This window comes from Schwartzia sp. (in: firmicutes) (genome assembly GCF_978017985.1).
This window is the reverse complement of sequence record NZ_CDXDFU010000189.1, coordinates 1-8695: the sequence shown is the minus strand read 5'-3', so window position 1 is coordinate 8695 and position 8695 is coordinate 1. Positions and strand designations below refer to the sequence as shown.

Annotated in this window: 9 protein-coding genes and 1 tRNA gene; all 10 read left to right on the top strand. The window is 46.7% G+C overall.

The annotated features are described in order from the left end of the window. Positions 1 to 13: 13 nt before the first annotated feature. Positions 14 to 104 (top strand) — tRNA-Ser (locus ACY69O_RS08275). Positions 105 to 257: 153 nt separating this feature from the next. Beyond that, entirely contained in the window at positions 258 to 1448 is a 1191-nt protein-coding gene (locus tag ACY69O_RS08270) for a pyridoxal phosphate-dependent aminotransferase (RefSeq protein ID WP_462332996.1), read from the top strand. A gap of 142 nt (positions 1449 to 1590) precedes the next feature. Then, entirely contained in the window at positions 1591 to 2025 is a 435-nt protein-coding gene (gene rplM / locus ACY69O_RS08265) for a 50S ribosomal protein L13 (RefSeq protein ID WP_462332995.1), read from the top strand. 25 nt (positions 2026 to 2050) lie between these two features. Next, the gene (gene rpsI / locus ACY69O_RS08260; protein ID WP_462332994.1) at positions 2051 to 2443 is read left to right on the top strand and encodes a 30S ribosomal protein S9; all 393 of its coding nucleotides are present in this window, start codon (positions 2051 to 2053) and stop codon (positions 2441 to 2443) included. A gap of 160 nt (positions 2444 to 2603) precedes the next feature. After that, positions 2604 to 3899 carry an NCS2 family permease gene (locus ACY69O_RS08255; RefSeq protein WP_462332993.1) on the top strand — a complete coding sequence of 432 codons (1296 nt, stop codon included), beginning with the start codon at positions 2604 to 2606 and terminating at the stop codon, positions 3897 to 3899. Between the two features lie 34 nt (positions 3900 to 3933). Beyond that, entirely contained in the window at positions 3934 to 4698 is a 765-nt protein-coding gene (locus ACY69O_RS08250) for a glucosaminidase domain-containing protein (protein WP_462332992.1), read from the top strand. A 19-nt stretch (positions 4699 to 4717) separates the two neighbouring features. After that, entirely contained in the window at positions 4718 to 6325 is a 1608-nt protein-coding gene (locus ACY69O_RS08245) for an ABC1 kinase family protein (protein WP_462332991.1), read from the top strand. A gap of 13 nt (positions 6326 to 6338) precedes the next feature. Then, positions 6339 to 6704, top strand: coding sequence for a chorismate mutase (gene aroH, locus ACY69O_RS08240; protein WP_462332990.1), 366 nt, complete (start codon positions 6339 to 6341; stop codon positions 6702 to 6704). Positions 6705 to 6747: 43 nt separating this feature from the next. Further along, positions 6748 to 7125 (top strand): RidA family protein, encoded by a 378-nt coding sequence (locus tag ACY69O_RS08235; protein WP_462332989.1) that lies wholly within the window; start codon positions 6748 to 6750, stop codon positions 7123 to 7125. Between the two features lie 25 nt (positions 7126 to 7150). Next, positions 7151 to 8695: transketolase (gene tkt, locus ACY69O_RS08230; RefSeq protein WP_462332988.1), on the top strand; the 1545-nt coding region annotated here is incomplete at its 3' end.

Below are 8695 nucleotides of genomic sequence, written 5' to 3'. Positions count from 1 at the left end.
TTTTTGGTAAGCTGGAGTGGTACTCAAGTGGCTGAAGAGGACGGTTTGCTAAATCGTTAGTGTGCGCAAGCGCAGCGAGGGTTCAAATCCCTCCCACTCCGCCAGTGAAATCCTGACCCGGACTGTGTCCGGGTTTTTTGATGTCTAAAAACAATGCATTAAATGTAATACATGTATTTCAAGAATGGACTTGTGTTTTATTCTATGCTAGAATCATTCTGTTGACATTGATTACTAAGTTAAGGGAGCGGGTTGTTATGGTATCTGAACAGATGTATGAATTAGGAACAAAGAAGTCTACTATTCGTACGATTTTTGAATACGGGCGTAAACGTGCGGCAGAGGTTGGTGAGGAAAATATTTATGATTTCAGCCTTGGCAATCCGAATGTTCCTTCGCCTGAATTTATAAAGAAGGCTATTATTGATATTGTAAATGAAACAGATCCTGTAGCTGTTCATGGCTATACAATTGCACCGGGAAACGCAGAGGTGCGTGAGGTTCTTGCAAAAAGCATCAATGACAGGCAGGGGACTTCTTTTTCGGGAAAGAATCTGTTCATGACATCGGGTGCTGCTGCCGCGATTACCATTACATTCAAGGCCTTATCAGAGCCGGGGGATGAGTTTTTGACTTTTGCTCCATTTTTTCCTGAGTATCGTTGCTTTGTTGAGTCTACAGGAGCAAAGCTTGTCGTAACTCCTGCCCGCACGGAGGATTTTCAGATTGATTTTGGTGCTTTTGAAAAGCTTATCAATCCAAAGACTAAAGCCGTTATTGTTAATTCTCCGAACAATCCAAGCGGAGTTGTTTATTCGGTTGAGACGATTAATAGGCTGACGGATCTTTTGCGTACAAAGGAAAAGGAATACGGACATCCGATTTTCCTGATTTCAGATGAACCGTACAGAGAAATAGCTTATGACGGAATTGAGGTTCCGTATCTTACTAAGTACTATGATGATACGATTGTCTGCTACTCGTACAGCAAGTCTTTTTCACTTCCGGGAGAACGTATCGGATACATAGTTGTTCCGGATACCGTTGCTGATTTTGGTAAAGTGTATGGAGCTATTGCGGGTGCCGGGCGTATACTTACGCATGTAAATGCTCCATCGCTGTTCCAGCTTGTTGTAGCACGCTGCGCAGGGATGCCGTCAGATATTTCCACCTATGAGAAAAACGGTAAGCTGTTGTATCAGGGACTTATAGATGCCGGATTTACATGTCTGAAGCCTCAGGGCGCATTTTATCTTTTCCCGAAATGTCTTGAGGAAGATGATTATGCTTTCTGTGAACGTGCGAAAAAATATGATTTGCTCCTTGTTCCGGGAACGGATTTTGGATGTCCGGGATATTTCCGCGCAGCATACTGCATAAAAACGGAGACTATTGAACGTTCGCTGCCTGTATTCAAAAAGTTGGCAGAGGATTACAGGAATAATTAAAATACCCCTTGACTTTGAGCATATTATTTAATAAAATATTTGGGTATGAGACTGCAGTCTAAGTTTCCATAAGCCCCGGAGGCGAGGACAAGGCGGTTTCCAATGAATTTTGTTGATTGAAATTTATTAGGAGGGAATGTGCATGAAGACGACCTTCATGGCAAACGCAGCAAACGTTGAGCGTAAATGGTACGTTGTAGACGCAGCTGGCCAGACGGTAGGCAGACTCGCTGCTGAAGTTGCAAAAGTACTTCGCGGCAAACATAAACCGACATTCACACCGCATGTTGATACTGGTGATTTTGTTATTGTCATCAATGCGGACAAAGCCGTATTCACGGGCAAGAAACTTACGAAGAAGATTTATTTCCGTCATTCCGGTTACACGGGCGGCACGACTTTCACGCCGGCAGGACAGATGATGGAGAAGATGCCGACTCGCGTTATCGAGCTTGCTGTTAAAGGCATGCTTCCGAAGAACCACCTCGGCGCTCAGATGTATCGCAAGCTCAACGTCTATGCAGGTGCAGAGCATCCGCATGCTGCACAGAAGCCGGAAGAGCTTAAACTGAACTAAGACTGGAAGAGGAGGAACAATTTTTATGGCATTAGTCAGCTACTACGGCACAGGCCGCAGAAAAACTTCGGTTGCCAGAGTTCGCCTGGTTCCAGGTGAAGGCAAAGTAATCATCAACGGCCGTGATATGGAAGAATATTTCGGTCTTAAGACACTCGAACTCATCGTTCGTCAGCCGCTCGTTCTGACGGAGATGACGGATAAATACGACGTCGTTGCACGCGTTGCAGGCGGCGGTGCATCCGGCCAGGCAGGCGCAATCCGCCATGGCATTTCCCGTGCTCTTCTCGAGCTCGACGGTGAACTTCGTCCGGCTCTGAAAAAAGCTGGTTTCCTTACACGCGATCCGCGTGAAAAAGAGCGCCGCAAATACGGTCTCAAAAAAGCTCGCAAAGCAAGCCAGTTCTCGAAACGTTAATATCGATTTCGAATATACAGCCCGTCGGCTTATGCCGGCGGGTTTTTCTGTTTACGAATTTATTGCATGATTTCTCTGCTGTGGTTGGCATAGCGAGTGCATCGTGGTAAAATAAAAAGGAATGGCTTCTGCACATAAGGAAATGAGGCGGATTGAATAAATGATTAAATTGGAAAAATGGTTTGCATTTGAGGAACGGGGAACTAATTTTAGGACGGAGATTATCGCAGGTGTGACGACATTTCTGTCCATGATGTATATTGTTATTGTAAATTCAACCACCTACAGTCAGGGTGGAATGGATTTTGGCGGTGTCTATCTTGCGACGATAATCGCAACGATGATTGCTACGCTTATAATGGGAATCGTTGCTAATTATCCGATAGCGATTGCCCCCGGTATAGGTATCAATGCGTATCTTGCGTATACGGTCATCATTTCTCAGGGCGTACCTTGGCAGGATGCTTTAGGTCTTGCCTGCACAGCCTCGGCGATTTTTATTGCATTGTCGGTGTCGAGATTCAGACAGATGCTTATCGATTCTATTCCGGAGTCATTGAAGGCTGCGATGGGAGCAGGCATAGGGCTTTTTATAGCTCTGATCGGTCTTGTAAACGGACATCTTGTTATGCCGTCACCGGCAACGCTGGTTACGCTGGGAAGTTTTTCCGATCCTACGGCATATCTTACGGTGCTGGGACTTGTTGTAACGATGGGACTCATGGTTATGCGAATTAACAGCGCTATATTTCTTGGTATGATTTTTACAGCTGTTGTTGCTTATGCACAAGGATTCCTGGAGCTACCGGCAACGCCGTTCGCGCTTCCGTCCGGATTAAATCAGACTTTTATGGGTCTGCGTTTTGATTCGGTAACGGTGTTTCCTATGGTCGTATTTACGCTATTGCTCGTGACACTTTTTGACACGACGGGAACAATGCTTGGTGTCGGAAGACAGGCAGGCATAATTCGCGATGGTAAATTCCCAAATTTACAGAGCGCTCTTCTGGCGGATTCCATCGGAAGCTTTATAGGTGCTTTTGTGGGAACGGGACCGACAAGCGCTTATGTTGAGTCGGGAACCGGTGTTGCGGCCGGCGGACGCACGGGATTTGCGTCTGTTGTGACGGCTGCGCTTTTCTTGCTCCTTGTTTTCTGCGAGCCGCTGGCAAAGTCTATTTCGGCAGTTGCGGCTATTTCTGCCCCGGCATTGATTTTGGTCGGTGCTTTTATGATGGACAGCCTGAGAGATATAGACTGGCTTGATTCAACTGAGTCATTCCCGGCTTTCTTTACGGCGATTTTGATGCCGATGACTTACAGTATTGCTAATGGTGTGGGTATTGGTTTTATATTATATGCTTTGTTAAAGACACTTTCAGGAAAATGGCGTGAGGTGCATCCGCTGATGTATCTTTTGGCCGTTATGTTTATCATACAGCTTGCTTTCTCTTGATAGAAATCAGGCCGTACAAGAAAGGGAAGATTGGATGAAGGTTATCACGAAACGCACGGCTGCACTTTTGCTGCTGGGTATGGCGCTTACAGTTCTGCCGTCAGGAGCAGAGGCACGTCATGGAGTTTATGATGCAAAGGCGGATACGAAGGTAACGACTGACCAGCATAATTCAACTGCGGTTTCGACAGAGAAACGGAGTTTTAAAGACCGTATCAATTCTATTCTCCATCCGGAGCAGCAGGAAAAACCGCATAAAGTGTTTGGTGCATTGGCACCGGTGGATTTTACCAATGAGGAAATACTGGGGCAGCCTATGGCTACTCAGGAGCAGTGTGTGGAGTATCTTTTAAGCAATAATCCGTATCCGAATATTACGGTTACACCTGAGGATCTTGTTGCTTATTATTATGAAGAAGGCGAACGCGAGGGGGTACGTCCTGATGTGGCCTTTGCGCAGGCATTGAAGGAAACAGGATTCTTCCGTTATGGAGGGACTGTTACCCCTGACCAGAATAACTATTGCGGGCTGGGAACAACGAGCGCTGCTGTCAAGGGAATGTATTTCCCATCGGCGCAGATTGGTGTTCGCGCGCATATACAGCATCTGTTGGCGTATGCGTCTACAAAAAAGCCGGCGGAAGAGGTCGTTGATCCGCGATATGAACTGGTGCGTGATATGTATGGACACCAGACGCTGGCTACATGGACCGATTTGAACGGCCGTTGGGCCGTACCGGGATATACTTATGGTCAGAGTATCATGAGTATGTTTCATCAGATTCTGCAGGAACCTTGATAGGAAGAGGGTCTGATTCATGTTGGAGAAGCTGATGCAGCAAAAAGGAAATATTGGGCTTGGAAAGAATCCGTCGGGACGCTTTCGCGAGATGATAGATGTGCTGCGGCGGCGGGATCTTCTTCATGGTATTACACCGGAAAAAATCCGTCAGATTCTTGAGGATCTTGGGCCAACATTTGTAAAGTTCGGGCAGATAATGAGTATGCGCCCCGACTTCCTTCCGCAGGAATACTGCGACGAGCTCGCAAAGCTGCAGATGAGTGTAAAGCCTCTGCCGTTTGAGACAATAAAGGAAATCGTGGAGAATGAATACCACTGCCGCTGGCCTCAGATTTTTTCATCAATTAGTGAAGAGGCCCTGGGCTCCGCTTCTATCGCTCAGGTACACCGTGCTGTCCTTAAAAGCGGGGAACGCGTGGTTCTGAAGGTACAAAGGCCCGGAATTTATGATATCATGTCACAGGATATAGTTCTTCTGAAGCGTGCTGCCAAGCTGCTGCAGGTAGCGGGTGGAAAAGAACTGATAGATTTCAGTCTTGTGCTTGATGAAATGTGGATGATTGCAAAGCAGGAAATGGACTTCCTCATGGAAGCAGGGCATCTTGAAGAATTTCGCCAGATGAACTCTTCCGAGAAGAATGTCGAATGTCCTAAGGTCTACCACAATCTTACGACTGCACGAATTCTCGTCATGGAGTATATAGACGGTATCCGTATTGATGACATGGAAAAGCTCCGGGAAAAGGGCTTTGATATGGATCAGCTTGGAAGAAGGCTGGGAGAAAATTATGTCAAGCAAATGGTTGAAGACGGATATTTTCATGCCGACCCGCATCCGGGGAATATATGGATACGAAACGGTAAGATAGTTTGGCTTGATCTTGGTATGATGGGACGTCTTTCCACGCAGGACCGTGCGGCACTGCGAAAGGCAGTATTTGCCCTTGCGAATCAGGATACCTACGAGATGAAGACGGCTGTTCTTGCTCTTGGAATGCCTCATGGGAAAATCAATCATACGCAGCTCTATGAGGATATTGATCTCCTTATGGATAAATATCAGAATATGGATTTTGCTTCGCTCGAGATGGGTGTGCTGACCAGACAGATTATGAATGTACTCAAGTCACACCACATAGGTATCGGGCCGGGTCTTTCGATGTTCGCCCGCGGAGTGCTTACTATAGAAGGTGTCATGAGGCACTGCTGTCCGCGTGTCAGTTTTGTAGAGATATTTGCACAAAGTCTTGAACTTAATTTCCGCAAGAATATTAACTGGCGTGCAGAATGGGATAAGCTTAAGCGTGACAGTTATGTTTTGCTTAAGAAAACAATGCTTCTTCCGGAGCAGATTTCTGATATACTGAAGATGACCATGAGCGGTCAGACAAAGGTTAATCTTGAACTGACCGGTGCGGAAGAACCTCTCCGCCGTATTGACCAGATGATTAATAAGCTTATTATCTGTATCATCAGTGCAGCATTGCTTTTGGGGTCGTCAATTATCTGCACGACACAGATGACACCTAAAATTATGGAGATTCCGCTGTTGGGTGTGTTTGGATATTTAGCAGCCATAGTGCTTTGCGGCAGGCTGTTATGGAATATAATAAGAGGCTATTGAGGAGGAAAATAAAATGCGTGGAATTCGCGGTGCAATAACTATAAAAAACGATACTGAAGCAGAAATTTTTGCGGCAGTTCGCTGGATGGTTACTGAAATGTGCCGTCATAACGGTGTAAAGCCTGATGATATCGGCGCTTGCATTTTGAGTGCTACCGAAGATATTACTGCAGCTTATCCTGCTACGGGAGCACGTCAGATTCCGGGATTCGACTGGGTTCCGCTTTTTGATACACGCCAGGTATCTGTGCAGGGAGGAATTCCTCTCTGTATCCGTGCGCTTTTGCTTGTGGATACAGATAAGGCACCTGACGAAATTCGCCACGTATATCTGAATGAGGCGGCTAATCTTCGCCCCGATTGGATGAAGAGGAAATAATCTTTTAAATACACAATTTATCTTTGGAAGGGGATTTATTTCTATGAAAAAAATCATTGCAACGGATAAGGCACCTCAGGCAATCGGACCTTATTCGCAGGCGGTTGAAGCAAACGGTATGCTCTATGTTTCGGGACAGATTCCTTTGATTCCTGAATCTGGAGAGCTCGTAGAGGGCAATATTGAGGTACAGACAGCACGCGTACTTGAAAATCTCAAGGCTATTCTTGAGGCAGCAGGCGCAACGCTCGAGGATGTCGTGAAAACGACAGTCTACATTACCGACATGGCTAATTTCGGTATGGTAAATGCTATCTACGAAAGATACTTTGAGAAAAACTGCCCGGCGAGGGTTTGCGTAGAAGTAAGCAAGCTTCCGAAAAATGCCATGGTTGAAATTGATGTTATTGCAGCAAGATAAGTAAGATAGGAGAGAATATACCAGAATGAAAAACCTTGAAACGATGAGTGTAAATGCAATCCGTGTACTTTCTGCGGATGCAATCCAGAAAGCTAATTCCGGACATCCGGGCCTTCCGCTTGGAAGCGCGCCTATGGCGTATGAGCTTTGGGCTCATCACATGAACCACAATCCGAAAAATCCGAAATGGGACAACCGCGACCGTTTTATTCTTTCAGGCGGTCATGGATCTATGCTTCTTTATTCCCTGCTTCATCTCTTTGGATACGGATTGAGCCTTGATGATTTGAAAAATTTCCGTCAGGACGGGTCTCTGACACCGGGGCATCCGGAATATGGCCATACGGTTGGCGTCGAAGCAACAACAGGTCCGCTCGGTGCAGGCATGGGCATGGCAGTTGGTATGGCAATGGCAGAAGCTCATCTCGCAGCAACGTTCAACAAGCCGGAATTCCCGATTGTTGACCACTATACATTTGTACTTGGCGGCGACGGATGCATGATGGAGGGTATTTCCTCGGAGGCATTCTCACTTGCAGGAACACTCGGACTTTCCAAACTCATCGTTTTGTACGACAGCAACAATATTTCCATTGAGGGCGGTACAGATATCGCATTCACGGAAAATGTTCAGAAGCGTATGGAAGCTTTCGGTTTCCAGACTATTACTGTTGAAGACGGAACAGACCTTGACGCAATCGGCAAGGCAATTGAGGTTGCAAAGGCTGATAAAACCCGTCCGTCCTTCATTACGGTCAAGACACAGATTGGCTACGGCTGCCCGGCAAAGCAGGGCAAAGCAAGCGCTCACGGCGAGCCGCTGGGCGAAGATAATGTAAAGGCGCTGAAGGAAAATCTCGGCTGGCCTACGCAGGAAGCATTTGCTGTTCCTCAGGAGATTTACGACAACTTCACGGCACTCGCAAAAGAGGGAGAAGCTGCTGAAGAGAAATGGAATGCGCTTTTCAAGGCATACGCTGAGAAATATCCTGAGCTTAAAAAACAGTGGGATGTTTACCATGCTCCTGTTGATGCTGATGCTCTGCTCAATAATGAAGAGTTCTGGGCATACGAGGATAAAGCTGCTGCAACACGCAGCCTGTCCGGAAAGATGATTAACCGTCTGAAGGATATCATGCCGCAGCTCTTCGGAGGCAGTGCTGACCTTGCACCGTCGAACAAAACCAATATGGATGGTGCCGGTGACTTCAGCAAGGAGAATTATGCGGGACGCAATCTGCATTTCGGCGTTCGTGAGCTTGCAATGGCTGCTATGGCAAACGGAATTCAGCTGCACGGAGGACTTCGTCCGTATATTGCAACGTTCTTTGTTTTCAGTGATTATACGAAGCCGATGCTTCGCCTCGCTGCCCTCATGAAGCTGCCTGTTACTTATGTACTGACTCATGACAGCATCGGTGTCGGAGAAGACGGACCTACACATGAGCCGATTGAACAGCTTGCTATGCTGCGTGCTACCCCGAATGTGAATGTATTCCGTCCTGCGGATGCAACGGAGACTGCTGCAGGCTGGTATCTTGCAGCAACAAGCAAGGAAACCCCGACTGTT

Bases quoted from the DNA above. Each gene is read 5' to 3' on its own strand.
- ACY69O_RS08270 (WP_462332996.1), top strand. From the start codon at position 258: ATGGTATCTGAACAGATGTATGAATTAGGAACAAAGAAGTCTACTATT.
- rplM (WP_462332995.1), top strand. From the start codon at position 1,591: ATGAAGACGACCTTCATGGCAAACGCAGCAAACGTTGAGCGTAAATGG.
- rpsI (WP_462332994.1), top strand. From the start codon at position 2,051: ATGGCATTAGTCAGCTACTACGGCACAGGCCGCAGAAAAACTTCGGTT.
- ACY69O_RS08255 (WP_462332993.1), top strand. From the start codon at position 2,604: ATGATTAAATTGGAAAAATGGTTTGCATTTGAGGAACGGGGAACTAAT.
- ACY69O_RS08250 (WP_462332992.1), top strand. From the start codon at position 3,934: ATGAAGGTTATCACGAAACGCACGGCTGCACTTTTGCTGCTGGGTATG.
- ACY69O_RS08245 (WP_462332991.1), top strand. From the start codon at position 4,718: ATGTTGGAGAAGCTGATGCAGCAAAAAGGAAATATTGGGCTTGGAAAG.
- aroH (WP_462332990.1), top strand. From the start codon at position 6,339: ATGCGTGGAATTCGCGGTGCAATAACTATAAAAAACGATACTGAAGCA.
- ACY69O_RS08235 (WP_462332989.1), top strand. From the start codon at position 6,748: ATGAAAAAAATCATTGCAACGGATAAGGCACCTCAGGCAATCGGACCT.